The sequence below is a fragment of the Bradyrhizobium sp. USDA 4452 genome, assembly GCF_054063575.1.
Map to the genome: position 1 here is coordinate 6,785,571 of NZ_JBSSGK010000001.1, position 17,023 is coordinate 6,802,593.

Consider the following 17,023-nt stretch of genomic DNA (forward strand, 5'->3'; position numbering starts at 1 on the left):
ATGCTTTAAGATAGGCGAGATCGTCGCGCGACGATCCTAAATCGCAAACCCGATGGACACGTGATGGCGCGGACGCCTGTTCTGGCGGCGGGAGGCATTGTGCTGCGGCGGGAGGCTCTGCCGCGCTTTGCCGTCGTGCGCCTGCGCAAGCGCAATGAATGGGTGTTGCCGAAGGGCAAGCTCGACGATGGCGAGACGCCGCGCGAGGCCGCCGAGCGCGAGGTGCTGGAGGAAACCGGCCACGATGTCGTGGTACACGAATTCCTCGGCACGCTGGTCTATGATTCAGGCGGCCGCTCGAAGGTGGTGCATTACTGGCGCATGGATGCCGGCGGCGAGCCGGTGCGCGCGTTGATGAGCGACATCAGGGAAGTGGACTGGCTGCCGCTCGATGAAGCGCTCGATCGCCTGTCGCGCGGCTATGAGCGCGCGTTCCTGGAGAATGTCGGCCCGATCGCGATGCAGGCCGCGGCGAACGCCGAGCGCGAGCGGCGTGCACAGTTGCGGAACGTGGCTGCGGAGCGACGGCGCGCGCGGCTTGCCGAGGAAGAGCCGGTCGTTGACGCAGCTGCGATCGCTGAAGCGCCCGTTACGGCGGAGGTCCCCGTGGTCGCGAATGCGCCCGAGGATGCCGAGACGCCGATCGTTGTCGATACGCCGGCGCCTGTAGAGTTGCCGGTCACAGCCGATACGTCCGATATTGCGGTGATGGATACCGAACCGGATCAGCCGGCGAAGGTGCCGGAGTATAGTGCCGCGGATAGCGGCGAAGCGATCGAGACCGCGCATGTTGTGGAAGCAACTGCATCCGAACCGCCGCCGTCATCTGCGCGCGAGATCGAACCGGTTGCCACCACAGTCCAACCGATCCCGCGCAAGAATTTGATTGAGCGCGTGCGCGACTGGCTGCGCCGCGCGGCCTGACGCCGCGCGCTCTCATCAATTACGGCGCTTGTCCCGGGGCGGCGGCTTCGCTGCGCGCGGCGGCGGTGCGCGCCGTTGCGTGAAGCCGGGGCGGGCCTGAACTGCGGGCCGCTGCATGCCCGGACGCACGCCGGGTGTGGCCTGCTGAATGCCGGGCCGCACCTCGCCGGGTGCCTGCGGCGCAGGTTGCGCCGCGCCCTGTCGCGGCACGCCCGGTTGACCTGGTTGTCCCGGCTGGCGGACGCCGCCTGGCACCTGCGTACGGCCGGGCTGCAGACCGCCTTGACGCGCGGGTTGCTGTTGTCCGCCGGGTTGCGTCGCGCCTCCCTGACGTGTGGGCTCTTGGCGCGTGGGCTGTTGTCCCGCAGGCCGTTGTCCGGCTGGCGTCTGGACGCCGGGCGCGTGCGGCAGCGTCGTGCCGCCGGGTTGGCCGGGCAACGCGTGCTGCGCGCCGCCTTGCTGCTGTGTGCCCGGCTGCTGCTGCGAGCCCTGCCGGCCGGGCGTGCTGGGTTGCGTGCCCGGTTGCTGCGGCTGGCCCGGACGGTTTTGCTGACCCGGCTGCTGCGGCGCGTTGCGGTTCTGGCCCGGCAGGCCGTTCTGGCGCTGCGGGTTCGGCTGCACCGGCTGGCCGCGATTCGGATAGGGCGCGGCCGGATTGGCCCTGCGGAAGTCGGGATTGGCACGGCGGAAGTCACGCTGCTCGGTCACGACCTGACGGCCCAGCGTCTGCGCCGAATGCACCGCGCGCACGAAGCCCTGGTCGCGCGTCATCTGTTGCGGCGAGATCGTCAGCGGCACCGCGGCGAAACGGGCACCGCCGGCGCCTGGACGAATCGCAAACCCGCTCGCGCCGCGTGTCAGCACGCCGAGCGAGGCGCCGCTGCGGTCGTTGACCTCGATGCGGCCGACATGTCCGTCGGCATCGGGATAGAGCTTGATGCCGACATTGTTGCTGGTCGCGGTCGCGCCTTCGGGCACCTCGACGAGGCCGGTGGTGCCGCGGATGCCGAGCGTCGCGGTCGGCGTCGAGATCTTCATGTCGCCGGTCTTGGCGACGGCGGCGGCGACGAACGCCGCCGTGCCCTTGGCGACGTTGAACAGCGCGCTGTTCTGCTGGCCGCCGTCATCGTAGACGTAATTGTCGATCGTGATCCTGGCATTGGCCCGCAGGTTGAAGGTGGTGCCGTCGTTGAAGGTGATGCCGAGCGAGGAGGTCGCTGATGTCGCGACGTCGTCATTGGCAAAGATATCGTCGCGGATCTGCAGCGGCGTCGTGGTGTTGTTGCGCGTGACTGTGGCGGTGCCGGTCAGCGTTGCGACGTTGCCGATCGGCTCGGGCGCCGTGGCCTGCGGCGCGGCAGCCGGGGCGGGCGTGGCAGGCGCTGGCGTGGCAGGCGCTGGCGTTGACGGTGTCGCACTCGGTGCGGGGGCGGGCAAGGGTGCCGGTGCAGGCTGCGCTTGCGCGAGCTGCGTCAGCTTCGGCGCGGCATTGGCCGTTGTATGCCAACCCATCGTGACGCCGGCACCAAGCAGAAGCGCATAAAGGAAGGCGCGGCGCATCACCATCGATTCCCGGGAGGCATTGGGGACTGGCAATTGAGCCGCGTCAGGCTGAATGCCGAATGAACGGTCCTGCCTTGTTGTCATGGCGGACCAGAACGATCAAGCACCGCGCTCCCGAGCGGAAGCACGGTGCCTGGTCGTTGCCAGGGTTTTGCTTAGCCGCGCTTGTGAGGAGTGATGTTGAGTGGCTTCGCCGGCCTGGCCGCGGGGGCGTAGCTTGCGGGCTGCGCGGCGGTTGCGGGCGGCACGTAGTGGAACACCGCCTTGCAGCCATCGCTGAGCAGCGTGCGCTGCCGCACCATGCAGGCGGTGACGCGATCGACGTCGGGGATTTCCGAGCTGCACAACCGCATCGCGTCGCCGGTGCACAGCTGCTGCTGTTCGTCGGTGTAGGCATAGGAGGCCGAAGTCAACAGACCGAGCGCGAACGCGGTTGCCGCCAGCAGTTTGCCGTGACGCAGCGTGGAAGCAGTGAAAGCCATGATGTCCCCCTTGTGATGATCGCGCCGTTGCAGCGTGTCGCGGAGGCCATCACTAGGCAGGTTTGGTTTCGGCAATTCTTCGTGCGCACGGCAAAATGGTTTCGTCGCGCGCCGGTTTGTTTCGTCAACCACACGCCGACGGGCAACGTCAGCGCCTATGGTGTCGCCGCCGCCGGAGCCCCCTCGAGCGCGAGCACGGCCTCGCGCTGAGCTTCGGGCATGGCGCGGATGCGGCGCCTGGCGGTGAGGCGGATCGCGGTAAAGCCGCCGAGGAACACCACGATCTTGCTGACGATGCCGAAGACCGGCATCACGACGGCCCATGTCGTGATCTCGCAGGTGAGCGCGACGAAGGCGTTCACCGCGGCGGAGACGAACATCAGCCCCGACCAGACGTAACCGACCTTGATGGCGACATCGGGCACGACCGTCTGCGCGATCTCGGGCAGATAGCGGTTCAGCCAGCCGGGCTTGAGCATCACGACGCCGACGATGGCGTAGATCACGCTCGGCTTGAACAGCACGAAGCGCGGGTCATTCGTGAGCAGTGTCGCGGTGCCGGCGGTGACCACCAGGACCAGGCTCAGCCATTCCATGGTGTCGATCCGCTTGCCGCGTATGATCTGGATACCGATCTGCGTGACGCCGAACGCGATGCCGAGGCCGACCGAGAGCGCGGTGTTGTGGGTCAGCAGGAACAGAACGAGAAAGACGAGGGTCGACGCCAGGTCGAGGGCCAGCAACCTTGCCGCGGTGAAGAAATGCTTCATCGGCCGTTGAACTCCGCTTGTCATCTCACGCATTGGCGCGACCCGCGCCCGCGTCGGCACAGCTAGGCAGATTGTGGGCCTGTCGGCCTATCGATTTCTGAATTCGAGGAGCGAATTGTCAGTTTGAACCGGCGATTTCCACCTCATCCGGTGCGGTCTTGCCGGCGATAGCCTGCCGGCGAAACTCGGTCGGCGTCAGCCCGGTGTCCGCCTTGAAGGCGCGGTTGAACGGCGCCAGCGACTGGAACCCGGCGTCGAGCGCAATCGTCAGCACCGGTACCTCGGCCTGGCCGGCATCGGCGAGCGCCGCCTTGGCCTCGTCGAGCCGATAGCGGTTGAGGAAGGCGTTGAAGTTGCGGTGGCCGAGCCCGTCATTGATCAGCGTCCGCAGCCGGTATTCCGGCATGCCGAGCCTGACCGCGAGCACGCCGATGGTCAGCCCTTCCTGCCGATAGGTCCGCTCGGTCGCCATCAGATGCTTGAGGTGGTTCAGCGCGGCCTGGCTCGAGGCTGACGGACCGGCATTGGCGAGCGAACGCGCGACCCGTGCGGCCTGATGACCAGTTCCGCCGTGGGCGCGGGCAACCGCCGGCTGGCTCGCGGGCGGATCGAACAGTATCATCCAGATCGCGATCAGCGCGAATGCACCAAGCGCCAGCGCGGCGCTGCGGCTGATGGAGAGGTCCGGCATTGCGGCGAGCCCGGCCGCGGCGGCGAACATCATCTGAAGGCCGATGCCGATCAGCAGCGCGATCAGGATCCGGCCGCGCGCCGTGGTCACGGCGCTGCGCCATCCCTTCGGAATTTGCGCGATCCCGAGCACGGAAAACCCGATCGTCGCCAGCGCCAGGACGCGACCGCACGGCCCGGCGAGATCGGGCCAGATCGTCCAGCAATTGTGGCTCACGACGCCAAGGCCGGCGAGCAGCGTCCACACCGCCGCATGCCAGGGCCGCAGCGCAAACCGCTCGTCGAACATCGCGCGCGCCCACAGCCAGAAGATCACCGGCGAGCCCATCGCGAGCGCGATGAAGGGAGAGCTCCAGCCGAATGACGATGCGGGAAAGAACGGTGCGGTGGTGATCGCGTAGGCCGCGCCGGCCACGCCCATCGCGGCACCGAGATGCGCGGCGCGATGCACCGCCGCGTAGCGCAGCAGCAGCACTGCGCAAACCACCAGGAACAGCGCGACCACCGCGCCCCGCAGACCGAGTTCAAGAGCCGTCATCGCCATCGCAAGCCGCCCGCAGGTTCGATTCAACCTCGACATTGCGACGCTTATAGCGCGTCCGGCGATCAACATGAAGCGACCGTCGGACCAGTCAGAATGATGTCCGCTCGCCGCTTGCGCGGCCGCGGACATCAGGGCGATCCGGAAAGGAAATGTGACGCCTAGCTGACCCGCTTCCAGGTCTGGCCGCCGCAGAACATGCCGCCGAAGGCGCAGCCCTGCACGCGCATCGCATTCGGGCCCTTCATCGCGATCGTCGAGTCGTAGTTGCGGCCGGAGTCGGGATCGTGGATGCGGCCGCTCCACTTGCTGCCGTCGGGCTTCATGTTGATCAGGATGCGTTCGTTGCTTGTCGCCGAATAGCCGCACAGATTGGCGCCGCAGGCTTCGACGCGGACATTGCCCTTGTTCTCCTCGGTGGCCCAGACGCCGATCGGTCCGGTCGGCGCCGGTGCGGCGGCAATCGGAGCGGCTTGCGGCTGCGGCGCAGGTTGTGCGGCTACCGGTGCAGGCGCGACGGGCGCGGCGTCGACGGGCGCAGGGGCCGCCGTCGCAACCGTTGCCGGCGGCGCAGGGGGCGGGACAGCGGGGGCGGTCGGCGCGGCCGGTTGCGGCGCGGCGGCCTGAACCGGAGCAGGTGCGGGCGGTGGCGCGGGTGGCGGAGAGCTCGTCGACGAGGCGACATCGTCATCGTCGTTGGACTTCGAGCCGAGATTCTTGCCGATGCCGCCGATCGTGCCGTTATAGCCGGGCGCCGAGATGCGGATGCAGGACAGCGCGCTGCAATTGCGCGGCGCCTCGACATGGATGCGCTGGCCGTCGATCTGGAAGGTGATGCCGGTGCCGCCGGCATGCGCTGACGTGGTGGCCATCAGCAGCGCGGCGATCGCAACGAGCTTCTGCATCGTGAGTCTCCATGGCGTTGAGCGGGGCGGTGATTGGTCCGGACGCTACGCGCCGCCGGCTTCCGATTCCGTGATGCACATCACGTTGCCGGGCAGAGCCGAACGGCTCGCCACGGTGACGGAGATCACTGCGCCGCGAGCACGGTGCCCCTAGCGTCATCGGACGTTTTGGAGGTTTCGATGAAGCGCTTCTGCCTGCCCGTCGCGCTGATGCTGTTCATGCCGCTCGCCAACGCCGGCGAGGGCATCTCGTTCTCGATCGGCGGCCACCGCGTCCATCTCGATAAGACGCGCTGCCGCGCGCTGTCCTGTGTCTCGGTATCGGGTCCATCGAGGCGCGATCACGGCGCTGACAACGGTCGTGCGATCAAGCCGGTGCCTGCGCCCGCGGCGACGGCAGCGGTCCCGGCCACGCCGGCCGCAAGCGCGCAGCCCGCGCCCGTGCCCGTGCCCGCAGCGCCTCCCGCGCCGCCCCCGATCATCGTGTACAAGCCCGCGCCAGCCGTGCCGGCTGCCGCGTCGCCACCGTCAGCACCGTCGCCGCCGCGCGTGATGACCCCGCAGCCGCCGCCGGTCGTCGCAGCTCAGCCGCCGGCTGCGGTGCCCGCAGCGTCTGCGCGTCCGGCGCCGGTGCTGCAGGTTTCGCGCGAGGCCGACGAGGCGGACGACGGTCCGATCGGCGACTGGCAGACCGAAGCCAACGATCTGGTGCGCATCCGTCACTGCGGCACGGCGCTGTGCGGCTATGCGCTCGACAGGACGACGCGCGATCTCGGCGAAGCCGTGCTGATCAACATGAAGCCGAAGCAGGACGCGCGCTGGGATGGCGGCGTCTCCAGCCAGGACAGCGGCACGATCCATTACGGCACGATCGAGTTGAAGGGGGCCGACAAACTGCGGGTGTTGTCCTGTGCGCTCGGCCGCGTCTACTGCACCGGTGCCGACTGGGTCCGCGTCTCGCGCGCACGGCACCGCGTGATCACGCAGGGGCAACTCCGGGCCGAGCCGCGCTCGTGACTACGCAGCTGTCCAACCTGTAACCGGACGCCGTCGAACTGTTTGCCACCTCGCGCGCGATGCGCGCTCCTCAGGGTGACGGGATGGTGGTGTCGACCAGAAAAACAAAAGCGCCCGGCGGGGCGGCCGCCGGGCGCTGAACTCTATGCCTATCGAACTTCAGAACACGCCGAGAATGATGGCGCCGACGAAGGCGAACGCGATGTACGCGGCCACAATGCTCAGCTTGCTCAGCAGAGGACTCGCGAAATCCATGGGGACGCTCCCTTGGTTCACAACGCTGCCCGCATTAACGCAAAAGCTAGCAACTGGTTCCTGGCCGAAAAAGTCAGCCTTGCTGCCAAGCCCGATGTTCCTACCCGATACCGCATTGCGATGCGCGGCTCAAACAGGCGGCGAATCAAGGCGTTGAAGCGCCCGCAAATAAATTCCGCGGCGTTGCGGGTTGCGCATTGGCCGCCCGCCCCGGATACCGTCCGTCAGATTTCGACATGATTGTAGCGTTTGCAAATACAATTTAAAGATGAACAGCGCGGAGCATCCGCGATGGTTGGTGACACAACGAGAGATCGATGCGATCGCGCGGCCAGGGTTCCACTGCATAGTTAAAGACAGCTGAAATCAAACAGTCGAAATGCGTTGAAGAGTCTTTAATCAAATTCGCAGAACCTCCGCGCCATGACGCGTGGAGTTCGTTTGTATCTCGTCGGCTCCCTTGTCCTTGTGTCGCTTGCTGGTTGCGGTCGCGGTCTGTTCCAGACTGCCGAGCGCGAACCGTGGCGGGCCGAGGCCGAGGCCGCTTGCCTGAAATCCGGCGCGGTCAAGGAAGGCCCGGACCTCGTCCGCATCGATCCGATTTCCGGCCCCGGTGTCTGCGGCGCCGAGTTTCCGCTCAAGGTCGCCGCGCTCGGCGAAGCCAGTTCAGCTTACGGATTTGCCGACGACAGCCTGCGTCCGCCGGCGTCGGTCGGCAACCAGCCGCGTTGGCCGATCAATCGTCAGCCGAGCCCGCCGCCCGCGCAGGCGCCATATTCCGAACAAGCCGTCGGCCAACCGAACTATGGCAGCCAGCCGAACGGACCGGTGTCGCTGTCGGCGCCCGGCGTCCCGCCGCAGCAGGGTGAGATCGACCTGCCGCCGGATGGCTCGCCCGATGCGAGCCGCGAGCGACCTTATTATCCGGGCCTGCCCGGCAATCCGCAGCGCGAGGGCGCGGCCGCGCCTTACTCACCTGCGCCTTATTCACAGCAGCCGTCCGGTGCGGCGGCGGCACCGCGGCTCGGCCCGTCGAGCGGCAACCCCGTGATGACGGTCGGCCCGGTCGCAGTGAAGCCTGCCGCAACGCTGGCGTGTCCGATCGTCTCGGTGCTGGAGCGCTGGCTCGCCGATTCCGTGCAGCCGGCGGCGCAGCGCTGGTTCGGCGCCCGCGTCGTCGAGATCAAGCAGATCTCGGCCTATTCCTGTCGGGGCATGAACGGCAATTCGCATGCGCATATTTCCGAGCATGCCTTTGGCAATGCGCTCGATATTGCGGCCTTCACGCTCGCCGATGGCCGACGCATCTCGGTGAAGGATGGCTGGAAGGGCCTGCCGGAGGAGCAGGGCTTTCTGCGCGATATCCAGGCCGCCGCCTGCCAGCAATTCACCACGGTGCTCGCGCCAGGCTCTAACGTCTATCACTACGACCACATCCATGTGGATCTGATGCGCCGGGCCAGCCGGCGCCTGATCTGCCAGCCCGCTGCCGTCTCCGGCGAAGAGGTCGCGGCGCGTGCCGGCGGCCGTAGCCCCTATGCAGCGCGCGAACCTTATGTCACAGGATCGCTTGGCGGCAGAAAGCCGGCTCCGCGGGGTAGAGCGGGGGTCAACGAAGAAGACGAATTCGCCGACGAATAGGACGCATCTGACACCCGTATTTTTACTGGGGGTGCCGTGCAAACGGTAGCCACTATTTGCTGCATATGCTCGCGGAGCCGGCGCACCCGGCTGATTTCTGGGGGATAGCTTTGCAAGACGTGCCGATCATTCTCGTCATCGAAGACGATCGTGATCTTCAGATGATGGTAGAGGACGCCCTGAGGGACGGCGGCTATGAGCCGGCGATCGCAGGCTCGGGTGAGGAAGCCCTGACGTTGCTGAAGGCCTTCCGAACCAAATACAGCGCGCTGGTCACCGACATCCGCCTGCTCGGCCGGCTCGATGGCTGGCGCGTGGCGCGCGGAGCGCGTGAGATCGACCCGTCTTTTCCGGTGCTCTACATCACCGGCGGTGGCGGCGACGAGTGGCCGACCCGGGGCGTGCCGGACAGCGTGCTGCTCAACAAGCCGTTCTCGCCCGACGAGCTGGTCGCGGCCGTGACCAAGCTGCTCAAGAACGGCGCGCCGGCCTGACGGCGATTTCGAGCGGCCCACCGCGCCTGGTAGGCCGCTCGCGGCAGGCGTTTATTCCGTCTTTATAAGATCTCGTCGCGGTCCTTCTCGAATTCATACGTGCTCGCGCTCATCTTCGCCGCAACAGCCGGAGAACGAAGATGACGACCTATCGCGCCTATATCGTCGGACCGCACAGCCGCTCCATCGGCGTGGTCAATATGGATTGCAGCGACGACGATGCGGCCGTGACATCGGCCAGCCGTCTTGTCGATCGCCATGACATCGAACTGTGGCAGATGGATCGGCCGGTGGCGAGGTTCGACGCCGGTTCGAAGCAGGTGTTCCGGAAGTAGTGCGACACCGCGCGGCGGGCCGTCTGTCGCGCGGCGCGATCCCTGATGATAGACCTTGCGTCAGTTTCGTCATCAACGGGATATCTAGTCATGACAACACAGAAGGTCGCACTCGTCACCGCAGGCGGCAGCGGTATGGGAGCGGCGGCGGCGCGGCGACTCGCCGCAGATGGATTTCGCGTTGCGATCCTGTCGTCGTCGGGCAAGGGCGAGGCGCTCGCCGCCGAGCTCGGCGGCATCGGCTTCACCGGCTCGAACCGTTCGAACGACGACCTGAAGCGCGCGGTCGACGGCGTGATGGCGCGCTGGGGCCGCATCGACGCGCTGGTCAACAGCGCCGGCCACGGGCCGCGCGCCGGCGTGCTGGAACTGACCGACGAGCAGTGGCACACCGGCCTCGACGTCTACCTGATGAACGTGATCCGCCCGACACGTCTCGTTGCGCCTCACATGCAGGCGCAGAAGTCGGGCGCGATCGTCAACATCTCCACCGCTTGGGCATTCGAGCCGAGCGCGATGTTTCCGACCTCAGCGGTGTTCCGCGCCGGGCTCGCCGCGTTCACAAAACTGTTCACCGACAGCTACGCCGCCGACAACGTCCGCATGAACAATGTGCTGCCGGGCTGGATCGACAGCCTGCCGGCCACCGACGCGCGCCGCGACAGCGTGCCGATGAAGCGCTACGGCAAGGCGGAGGAGATCGCCGCGACCATCGCCTTCCTCGTCTCCAACGGCGCGGGCTACATCACCGGCCAGAACATCCGGGTCGATGGCGGTTTGATGCGGTCGGTTTGACGAAGCGATAGCCCCGTCATCCTGAGGATGACGGGGCTGAGTTATCGTGCGCGGGTCTTTCGATCTTGACCGACGCAACATATAACGACGCACTTGCGTCCACACGCTACGCATCTTGCTCCAGAGCGTACGCGTCACAATTGCGGCGACCTCAGATTGCGTTTGTCGTGATGACAAACTGAAAGCGCAGGGCTAGCCTTCCGTCAAATCAAAACATACGGGAGGAATGGCATGCCAGACGCAGCAGTTGCAGCACGCGCTTCGGACTCCACGCACAGCGGAACCACGCAGCAGGTCGACGTCGCGGTCGTCGGCGCCGGTTTCGCCGGTCTCTATCTGCTGCATCGGCTGCGCAAGGCGGGCTTCTCGGCGGTTGCGCTGGAAGAGGGCGCCGATGTCGGCGGCACCTGGTACTGGAACCGGTATCCCGGCGCGCGCTGCGACATCCAGACCATCGATTACAGCTACACCTTCGATCCCGAGCTCGATCAGGCGTGGACCTGGTCGGAGAAATACGCGACGCAGCCGGAAATCCTGCGCTATCTCGGTTTCGTCGCCGACCGCTACGATCTTCGCCGCGATATCAGGTTCGGCACCAAGGTGACGCAGGCGACCTGGGATGATGCGACGTCGCGCTGGCTGATTGCGACCAACAACGGCGCCAATGTCTCGTGCCGTTACTACATCATGGCGACCGGCTGCCTGTCGTCGCCGAAGCCGCCGGAGATCGACGGCGTCAAGGACTTCAAGGGCGAAATCTATTTCACCGGCCGCTGGCCGCATCAGGGCGTCGATCTGAAGGGCAAGCGCGTTGCCGTGATCGGCACCGGATCGTCGGGCATTCAGTCGATCCCGCTGATCGCCGAGCAGGCCGCGCAGCTCACCGTGTTCCAGCGCACGCCGAATTTCGCGCTGCCGGCCGGCAATGGTCCGACGCCGGAGGATCGCAAGACCTTCTTCGAGAGCGACCGCGCGGCCTATCGCGAGCAGGCGCGCTGGTCGATGGCCGGCGTGCCGTATCCGCAGCAGACCGTGGTGAGCTGGCAATTGAGCGACGCCGAACGCCGCGAGCGCTTCGAGAAGGCGTGGGCGGCGGGCGACCTCGTCCACATCCTGACCCAGCTCTGGGCCGATCAGGCGGTCGATGTCGACGGCAACCGGCTGGTCGCCGATCTGATCCGCGAGAAGATCGGCGCCGTGGTCAAGGATCCGGAGACGGCGGCGGCGCTCACCCCGCACGACCATCCGTTCGGCGCCAAGCGTCCCTGCCTCGATACCAACTACTATGCGACTTACAACCGCCCGAACGTGACGCTGGTCAATCTGCGGCAGGAGCCGATCAAGGCGATCACGGCCGGCGGCATCTCGACCGACAAACGCAGCTTCGATGTCGACGTCATCGTGTTCGCCACCGGCTTCGACGCGATGACCGGCGCGATCATGGCCGTGCACCCGATCTCCGGCCGGGGCGGCAAGTCGCTGTCGGATGTCTGGGCGCACGGACCGCAGACCTATCTCGGCGTCACCGTCGCGGGCTTCCCCAATCTGTTCATGATCACCGGTCCCGGCAGCCCGTCGGTGCTGTCGAACATGGCGGTCTCGATCGAGCAGCATGTCGACTGGGTGGTCGACCGCATCGCCGCGCTGCGCGATGCCGGATTCACCACGATGGAAGCAACCGAGACCGCGCAGGCCGGCTGGGAACGCCACATGGCCGATTGTGCGACGCTGACGCTGCATCGGCTGGCCAACACCTGGTACACGGGCGCCAACGTGCCCGGCAAGCCGCAGGGCGTGATGCCCTACACCGGCGGCGTCGGTCCGTATCGCAGTATCTGCAACGAGGTGGTCGCGCGCGGCATGCTCGGCTTCAGGCTCTCGGGGCCCGGCGTTGCCGAGCAGTGCAATGACGGCGAGGTGGTGCGCTTGCAGCCGGATGTGCGGCTGGTGCTCAATATGCTCGGCGAGATGAACCTGCCGCCGATCGAGACGATGGGCGCGCAAGGTGCGCGCGACTTCCTCACCGAGTTCAACAAAGGCCGTCCCGCCGGCCGCCCGGTCGGCGAGGTCGGCACCGGCATGCTGCAAGGTGCGGAGGGCCCACTGCCGTACAAGCTCTACCGGCCGGCGACGCCGGGGCCGCATCCGATCGTGGTGTATTTCCACGGCGGCGGCTGGGTGCTCGGCGACGAATTGTCGGACGATCCGTTCTGCCGCGATCTGTGCCGGCGCACCGGCATGATCATCGTCAGCGTCGGTTATCGCCACGCGCCCGAGCATCGCTTCCCGGCTGCGGCCGAGGACGGCTATGCGGCGACGCGCTGGATCGCAGCCCACACCGCCGAGCTCGGCGGCAAAGCGGGCCCGGTGCTGGTCGCAGGCTGGAGCGCCGGCGGCAACATCGCGGCCGTCACTTGCCAGCTTGCCCGCGATCGCGGCGGGCCCGAGATCGCAGGCCAGCTCCTGATCTGCCCGGTCACCGACTCGAGCTTCGACCGGCCGTCCTATGTCGACAACGCGGCCGGCTACTTCCTGACCCGCGGGCTGATGTTCTGGTTCTGGGACCTGTACTGCTCGCCGGCCGACCGCACCGATCCGCGCGTCGCGCCCTTGCGCGGCAAGCTCGAGGGCCTGCCGCCGGCGTTCATTGCGACCGCCGAGTTCGATCCGCTGCGCGACGAGGGCAATGCCTATGGCGACGCGCTCGCGAAAGCCGGCGTCAAGGTCGAGCAGCTCAAGGGGAATGGCCACTTCCACTCGTCGTTCGTGATGGTCGACGTCATCATCACGGGCGTCGCCGCGCGCGTGAAGATGGCGAAGGCGCTACGCCGTTTCGCCGGGCTGCCCGAAGAGCTGGAGCAGGACAACGTCGCCGCGCCGAAGGTCAACGCGGCGGCGAACTAGACCAGCGCATCCCCGCGGCTTGTCCGCGGGATTTCGCACGACTCCGGAGCTCCGGTTCTGTTTCGGTCAGAGCCGGAAACTCTAGAGGAAGGCGAGATGCTCCACCTTGTTCACGACGTCGTCGAGCGTCTGCTTGGTGGCCGCGGTATCGCCGCCGGCCATGAACACCTGCCAGAACTGCCGATCGACATTGTGCAGATGCAGGATCGACACGCGGACACCGTTCTTGTTGCCGGCGACCTCCGACTGGGTATTGACGACATCGGTGAAGCCGTTCTGCTTCAGCGTGTTGGCGACGACGCCTTTGAGCTCGCCGATATTGGCGAGAGCCTCGCTGAGGCCCATGCTGCGGAAATTGAAGAACAGGAACGCCATGTGACACCTCCTTGTGCTGCGGACGAGCGCAGAAGTGAGCCGAACTGGCTCTTTCGCTCAACCAGAAGTGTATTCCTTCATTGAATAATCGCGCTATGAGCCGCTTCACACGAGCCGCGTCCGCAATCATGCGTCATTTGAACGCATGGGCTTCGCTAGCCGAGTTCGAACGTCGTGACGCCGAACACGCGATCGATCCGCAATGGCGGGATCGCGCCGGTGTACATCCGCGCGGTCTCGAACACCGGCGACAACCCGAGGTCTTGCGCCAGCGCCACCGCGTTGCGGTTGACCGCCGGGACATCGAGGAAGATCTCGCCGCCGCCCGCGCTGGCGAGCAATGCCGAAAGAACGGTTTCAGCGCCGGCGCGGTCGTCGGCGACGAGAGGACCGATCTTGCGGCCGGCGCGGCACGGACGGATCACACCCCAGCCGGCTAGCCGGCCGCCGCGCATCAGCGCGCATCCGACATGTCCCGGCGTGGTGATCCAGGCGCGCAGGAAGGCCGGGCGCGATGCGGGAAACACCGTGGCGTCATCGGCCTCGACCAGCGCCATGGGCACCTCGGTCAGCGCAACGATGCCGGAGTTCGGCGCGGACGGTGCGGTGACCGTGCCGCCGTAGCGCACATTGGCGTAAGCGAGCGCGAAGCCGGACTTTTGGTAGTTCGCCTGCTGCGCCACCACGCCATCCAGCCCGATCACGCGCGGATGCGCATGTGCGATGGCCGCATTCCAGATCTTCAGACCATAGCCGCGGCCGCGCAGATCCGGACGCACGATGTAGAAGCCGAGGAAGGAGAATTGCGCGCCATAATTGACGCAGGAGATCACCGCGGCCGGCACTCCGTCGAGCTCGCCGATGAAAAATCCTTGCGGATCTTCGGCGGCAAAGCAGGACGCATCGGCGAGACCGGGATTCCATCCCTCCGCCGCGGCCCAGTCCACTGCGATCGCGATCTCGCTTGGTCGCATATGTCGGATGTTGAGGTCGTTCATGGATGGCAATCCTCGAATTGACGCCACATGCTAGCGCGCCAATGTCTCCCCGTCATTGCGAGGAGCGATAGCGACGAAGCAATCCATCGCGCCTCAAGCGGAGAAATGGATTGCTTCGCTTCGCTCGCAATGACGGGGCGGAGGGTTGCGTATTCTATGTTATCGATCAGCCTTCGGCCGATATGCCGCGAAGAACACGTGCGTCGCGCTGTCGACGACATCGGCGATCCGTTCCGGCGAGGGCGACGGATTGGCCTGGAAGATGAACGCCTGGAACAGCGTCGCCTGGCACATCTGCATGAACTGCCAGGCCGCGAGCTGATAGTCGTCGATCACGAGCTCGCCGAGCGCGGCGCGCGCCTCGAGATAGGCGGCGAAGCGGTCGACGGTGTGGGCAATCACATGCGTGTAGAACCGGCTGCCGAGCTCGGGCATCCGCTCGGCAATCGCCATCACGGTGCGGATCGCCGAGCCGCCGCCGGGGCGACACAGCACTGCGATATAGGCGCGGCCGAATTCGGGGAGGGTGGTGTCGACGTCGCGTGCCGGATCGAAGTTGAATGCGACCTTGCCCTGCTCGCGCTTCTCCTCCTCGACGATCGCAGCGAACAGCCCGGCCTTGTCGGGGAAATACACGTACAGGGTGCCCTTGGAGACGCCCGCCGCGCGGGCGATCTCGCCCATGCTGGCGCCGTCAAAGCCAAGCTCCAGGAATACCTTGCGGGCGCCGTCCAGGATCTGGCGGCGCTTCGAGGACTCCTCGTCGCCGCCGACGAGGTGGAGGGGTTTTGGAGGCGCTGCAACCATTGATTTAGCTTCTCGCGTAACAACTCAACCCAGAATGGGAAATGGGAGAATCGAAGCCTTATAATCCACCATGTGGAATGTACATTGACCGAACCGTTCGGTCAATGTATTGATGACAGTGACGATGCGCCGCGCGGCCCTTTTTCCGCCATTGCGGGCATTGAGATTTTTTCTGGGGAGCCTTGGTTATGGCCGCCGCACGCGATCAGGCTGCACGCATTGTTCGTTCCGAGCCAGAGATGGCCGAGGACGCGATGGCGCGCGACGCATCCGTCGATCTCGGCGAGCAGGGCGGTGGCGATGAAGCCAAGCGTCCTGGTGACAAGCGTCCTGGTGACAAGGGTCCTGGTGACAAGCGTCCCGCTGAGGCGCCGACCAAGGTTACGCCCGAGCAGCCGGCAATGTCCGCCGCCGCCGCGGCGCCGAAATCCGGCAAGCGCAAATTCGTGATGATGGGGGTGGTCGGGCTGCTCGCGCTCGCCGCCGCAAGCTATGCCGCCTATTACCTGATGGTCGGGCGCTTCTACATCTCGACCGACGACGCCTATGTCCGCGCCAACAACACCATGCTCGGTGCGCGCGTCGCGGGCCATATCGCGGCGATCCTGCCCGGCGACAACGCGCTGGTGCGCGCAGGCGATGTGATCTTCCGGATCGATGACGGCGACTATCGTATCGCGGTCGATGCTGCCCGCACCAGGATCGGCACCCAGCAGGCGACGATCGAGCGCATCGGCCGCCAGGTTGCCGCCGCGGCGAGCGCGGTCGAGCAGGCGCAGGCGCAGCTCGTGTCCGCCCAGGCCGGCCTGAAGCGCGCCGATCTCGATTACGATCGCCAGCAGGCGCTGAGCACCAAGGGATTTGCCTCGCGCGCCACCTTCGAAGTGTCCGAAGCCGGCCGCGACCAGGGGGCGGCTGCGGTGCGCTCGGCGCAGGCGGCCTACGATGCGGCCAAGGACAACGTCGAGGTGATCAAGGCGCAGCAGGCCGAAGCCCGCGCCCAGCTCGCCGAGTTGCAGACCCAGCTCGCCAGGGCCGAGCGCGATCTCGATTTCACCAAGGTGCGCGCGCCGGTTGACGGCACCTTCTCCAACCGCCTGGTCAACACCGGTGACTACATCAATGTCGGCCAGCGGCTCGGCAATGTGGTGCCGCTCGACGGCGTCTTCATCGACGCCAACTACAAAGAGACCCAGCTCAAGCGCATCCGCACCGGACAGCGCGTCACGATCAAGGTCGATGCCTACGGATTCCGCAAGTTCACCGGCATCGTCGACAGCATCTCGCCGGCGGCAGGCTCGGTGTTCACGCTGCTGCCGCCCGACAACGCCACCGGCAACTTCACCAAAATCGTGCAGCGCTTGCCGGTCCGCATCCGGGTGCCTGATAGCGTCGCGAAGCAGGGTATGCTGCGCGCCGGCATGTCGGTCTACACCACGGTCGACACGCGAGAGGGCGCGGCCGATGCCGACGCCGATACCGACCTCGACTCGCCGATGATGATCCATCCGCAGTGATGTCTTGACG

The 17,023-nt window shown here is 66.4% G+C and carries 16 protein-coding genes; 8 read left to right on the top strand and 8 right to left on the bottom strand.

From position 1 onward, the window contains the following. The first annotated feature begins 63 nt into the window (after positions 1-63). A complete protein-coding gene (locus ACVISU_RS31735; RefSeq protein WP_456709555.1) occupies positions 64-924 on the top strand; it encodes an NUDIX domain-containing protein in 861 nt (286 codons plus the stop codon). A gap of 15 nt (positions 925-939) precedes the next feature. Here ACVISU_RS31735 and ACVISU_RS31740 read toward each other — a convergent pair whose 3' ends face one another. The 5 genes from ACVISU_RS31740 to ACVISU_RS31760 form a co-directional block, all read right to left on the bottom strand. Next, on the bottom strand, positions 940-2,484 hold the full coding sequence (locus ACVISU_RS31740) for a FecR domain-containing protein (RefSeq protein ID WP_456709556.1): 1,545 nt from the start codon (positions 2,482-2,484) through the stop codon (positions 940-942). Positions 2,485-2,642: 158 nt separating this feature from the next. Then, the gene (locus ACVISU_RS31745) at positions 2,643-2,969 is read right to left on the bottom strand and encodes a hypothetical protein (protein WP_456709557.1); all 327 of its coding nucleotides are present in this window, start codon (positions 2,967-2,969) and stop codon (positions 2,643-2,645) included. Positions 2,970-3,124: 155 nt separating this feature from the next. Beyond that, the gene (locus ACVISU_RS31750) at positions 3,125-3,739 is read right to left on the bottom strand and encodes an inner membrane-spanning protein YciB (RefSeq protein ID WP_456709558.1); all 615 of its coding nucleotides are present in this window, start codon (positions 3,737-3,739) and stop codon (positions 3,125-3,127) included. A gap of 118 nt (positions 3,740-3,857) precedes the next feature. Next, positions 3,858-4,973, bottom strand: a complete 1,116-nt coding sequence (locus ACVISU_RS31755) for a helix-turn-helix domain-containing protein (protein WP_456709559.1) — start codon at positions 4,971-4,973, stop codon at positions 3,858-3,860. Between the two features lie 158 nt (positions 4,974-5,131). Then, on the bottom strand, positions 5,132-5,875 hold the full coding sequence (locus tag ACVISU_RS31760; protein ID WP_456709560.1) for a DUF2147 domain-containing protein: 744 nt from the start codon (positions 5,873-5,875) through the stop codon (positions 5,132-5,134). Between the two features lie 180 nt (positions 5,876-6,055). Between ACVISU_RS31760 and ACVISU_RS31765 the strand changes: the two genes are divergently transcribed. The 6 genes from ACVISU_RS31765 (at position 6,056) to ACVISU_RS31790 (ending at position 13,316) form a co-directional block, all read left to right on the top strand. After that, positions 6,056-6,892: a DUF2147 domain-containing protein gene (locus tag ACVISU_RS31765; RefSeq protein WP_456709561.1), complete on the top strand. Its 837-nt coding sequence runs from the start codon at positions 6,056-6,058 to the stop codon at positions 6,890-6,892. A gap of 678 nt (positions 6,893-7,570) precedes the next feature. Further along, positions 7,571-8,788 carry an extensin-like domain-containing protein gene (locus ACVISU_RS31770; protein ID WP_456709562.1) on the top strand — a complete coding sequence of 406 codons (1,218 nt, stop codon included), beginning with the start codon at positions 7,571-7,573 and terminating at the stop codon, positions 8,786-8,788. Positions 8,789-8,898: 110 nt separating this feature from the next. Continuing rightward, positions 8,899-9,282 carry a response regulator gene (locus ACVISU_RS31775; protein WP_050403215.1) on the top strand — a complete coding sequence of 128 codons (384 nt, stop codon included), beginning with the start codon at positions 8,899-8,901 and terminating at the stop codon, positions 9,280-9,282. 140 nt (positions 9,283-9,422) lie between these two features. Beyond that, a complete protein-coding gene (locus ACVISU_RS31780) occupies positions 9,423-9,617 on the top strand; it encodes a hypothetical protein (protein WP_050403216.1) in 195 nt (64 codons plus the stop codon). Between the two features lie 90 nt (positions 9,618-9,707). Then, positions 9,708-10,412, top strand: coding sequence for an SDR family oxidoreductase (locus ACVISU_RS31785; protein ID WP_456709563.1), 705 nt, complete (start codon positions 9,708-9,710; stop codon positions 10,410-10,412). Positions 10,413-10,643: 231 nt separating this feature from the next. Continuing rightward, positions 10,644-13,316 (top strand): flavin-containing monooxygenase, encoded by a 2,673-nt coding sequence (locus ACVISU_RS31790; RefSeq protein WP_050403218.1) that lies wholly within the window; start codon positions 10,644-10,646, stop codon positions 13,314-13,316. A gap of 81 nt (positions 13,317-13,397) precedes the next feature. Here the strand turns inward: ACVISU_RS31790 and ACVISU_RS31795 are convergent, their stop codons facing one another. The 3 genes from ACVISU_RS31795 to ACVISU_RS31805 all read right to left on the bottom strand — a co-directional run bounded on the left by ACVISU_RS31795 (position 13,398) and on the right by ACVISU_RS31805 (position 15,496). After that, positions 13,398-13,691 (bottom strand): hypothetical protein, encoded by a 294-nt coding sequence (locus ACVISU_RS31795; protein WP_194459614.1) that lies wholly within the window; start codon positions 13,689-13,691, stop codon positions 13,398-13,400. 155 nt (positions 13,692-13,846) lie between these two features. Further along, positions 13,847-14,689: a GNAT family N-acetyltransferase gene (locus tag ACVISU_RS31800; RefSeq protein ID WP_456709564.1), complete on the bottom strand. Its 843-nt coding sequence runs from the start codon at positions 14,687-14,689 to the stop codon at positions 13,847-13,849. A gap of 159 nt (positions 14,690-14,848) precedes the next feature. Then, positions 14,849-15,496 carry a TetR/AcrR family transcriptional regulator gene (locus tag ACVISU_RS31805; protein ID WP_050403221.1) on the bottom strand — a complete coding sequence of 216 codons (648 nt, stop codon included), beginning with the start codon at positions 15,494-15,496 and terminating at the stop codon, positions 14,849-14,851. Between the two features lie 188 nt (positions 15,497-15,684). Here ACVISU_RS31805 and ACVISU_RS31810 point away from each other — a divergent pair, with 188 nt between their 5' ends. Continuing rightward, positions 15,685-17,013, top strand: coding sequence for an HlyD family secretion protein (locus ACVISU_RS31810; protein ID WP_456709565.1), 1,329 nt, complete (start codon positions 15,685-15,687; stop codon positions 17,011-17,013). Positions 17,014-17,023: the final 10 nt, after the last annotated feature.

What these genes read in the sequence shown, in the direction of transcription:
- ACVISU_RS31790 (WP_050403218.1), top strand. Translation starts at nt 10,644, where the DNA reads ATGCCAGACGCAGCAGTTGCAGCACGCGCTTCGGACTCCACGCACAGC.
- ACVISU_RS31745 (WP_456709557.1), bottom strand. Translation starts at nt 2,969, where the DNA reads ATGGCTTTCACTGCTTCCACGCTGCGTCACGGCAAACTGCTGGCGGCA.
- ACVISU_RS31755 (WP_456709559.1), bottom strand. Translation starts at nt 4,973, where the DNA reads ATGGCGATGACGGCTCTTGAACTCGGTCTGCGGGGCGCGGTGGTCGCG.
- ACVISU_RS31740 (WP_456709556.1), bottom strand. Translation starts at nt 2,484, where the DNA reads ATGCGCCGCGCCTTCCTTTATGCGCTTCTGCTTGGTGCCGGCGTCACG.
- ACVISU_RS31800 (WP_456709564.1), bottom strand. Translation starts at nt 14,689, where the DNA reads ATGAACGACCTCAACATCCGACATATGCGACCAAGCGAGATCGCGATC.
- ACVISU_RS31795 (WP_194459614.1), bottom strand. Translation starts at nt 13,691, where the DNA reads ATGGCGTTCCTGTTCTTCAATTTCCGCAGCATGGGCCTCAGCGAGGCT.
- ACVISU_RS31780 (WP_050403216.1), top strand. Translation starts at nt 9,423, where the DNA reads ATGACGACCTATCGCGCCTATATCGTCGGACCGCACAGCCGCTCCATC.
- ACVISU_RS31750 (WP_456709558.1), bottom strand. Translation starts at nt 3,739, where the DNA reads ATGAAGCATTTCTTCACCGCGGCAAGGTTGCTGGCCCTCGACCTGGCG.
- ACVISU_RS31770 (WP_456709562.1), top strand. Translation starts at nt 7,571, where the DNA reads ATGACGCGTGGAGTTCGTTTGTATCTCGTCGGCTCCCTTGTCCTTGTG.
- ACVISU_RS31735 (WP_456709555.1), top strand. Translation starts at nt 64, where the DNA reads ATGGCGCGGACGCCTGTTCTGGCGGCGGGAGGCATTGTGCTGCGGCGG.
- ACVISU_RS31805 (WP_050403221.1), bottom strand. Translation starts at nt 15,496, where the DNA reads ATGGTTGCAGCGCCTCCAAAACCCCTCCACCTCGTCGGCGGCGACGAG.
- ACVISU_RS31765 (WP_456709561.1), top strand. Translation starts at nt 6,056, where the DNA reads ATGAAGCGCTTCTGCCTGCCCGTCGCGCTGATGCTGTTCATGCCGCTC.
- ACVISU_RS31760 (WP_456709560.1), bottom strand. Translation starts at nt 5,875, where the DNA reads ATGCAGAAGCTCGTTGCGATCGCCGCGCTGCTGATGGCCACCACGTCA.
- ACVISU_RS31810 (WP_456709565.1), top strand. Translation starts at nt 15,685, where the DNA reads ATGGCCGCCGCACGCGATCAGGCTGCACGCATTGTTCGTTCCGAGCCA.
- ACVISU_RS31785 (WP_456709563.1), top strand. Translation starts at nt 9,708, where the DNA reads ATGACAACACAGAAGGTCGCACTCGTCACCGCAGGCGGCAGCGGTATG.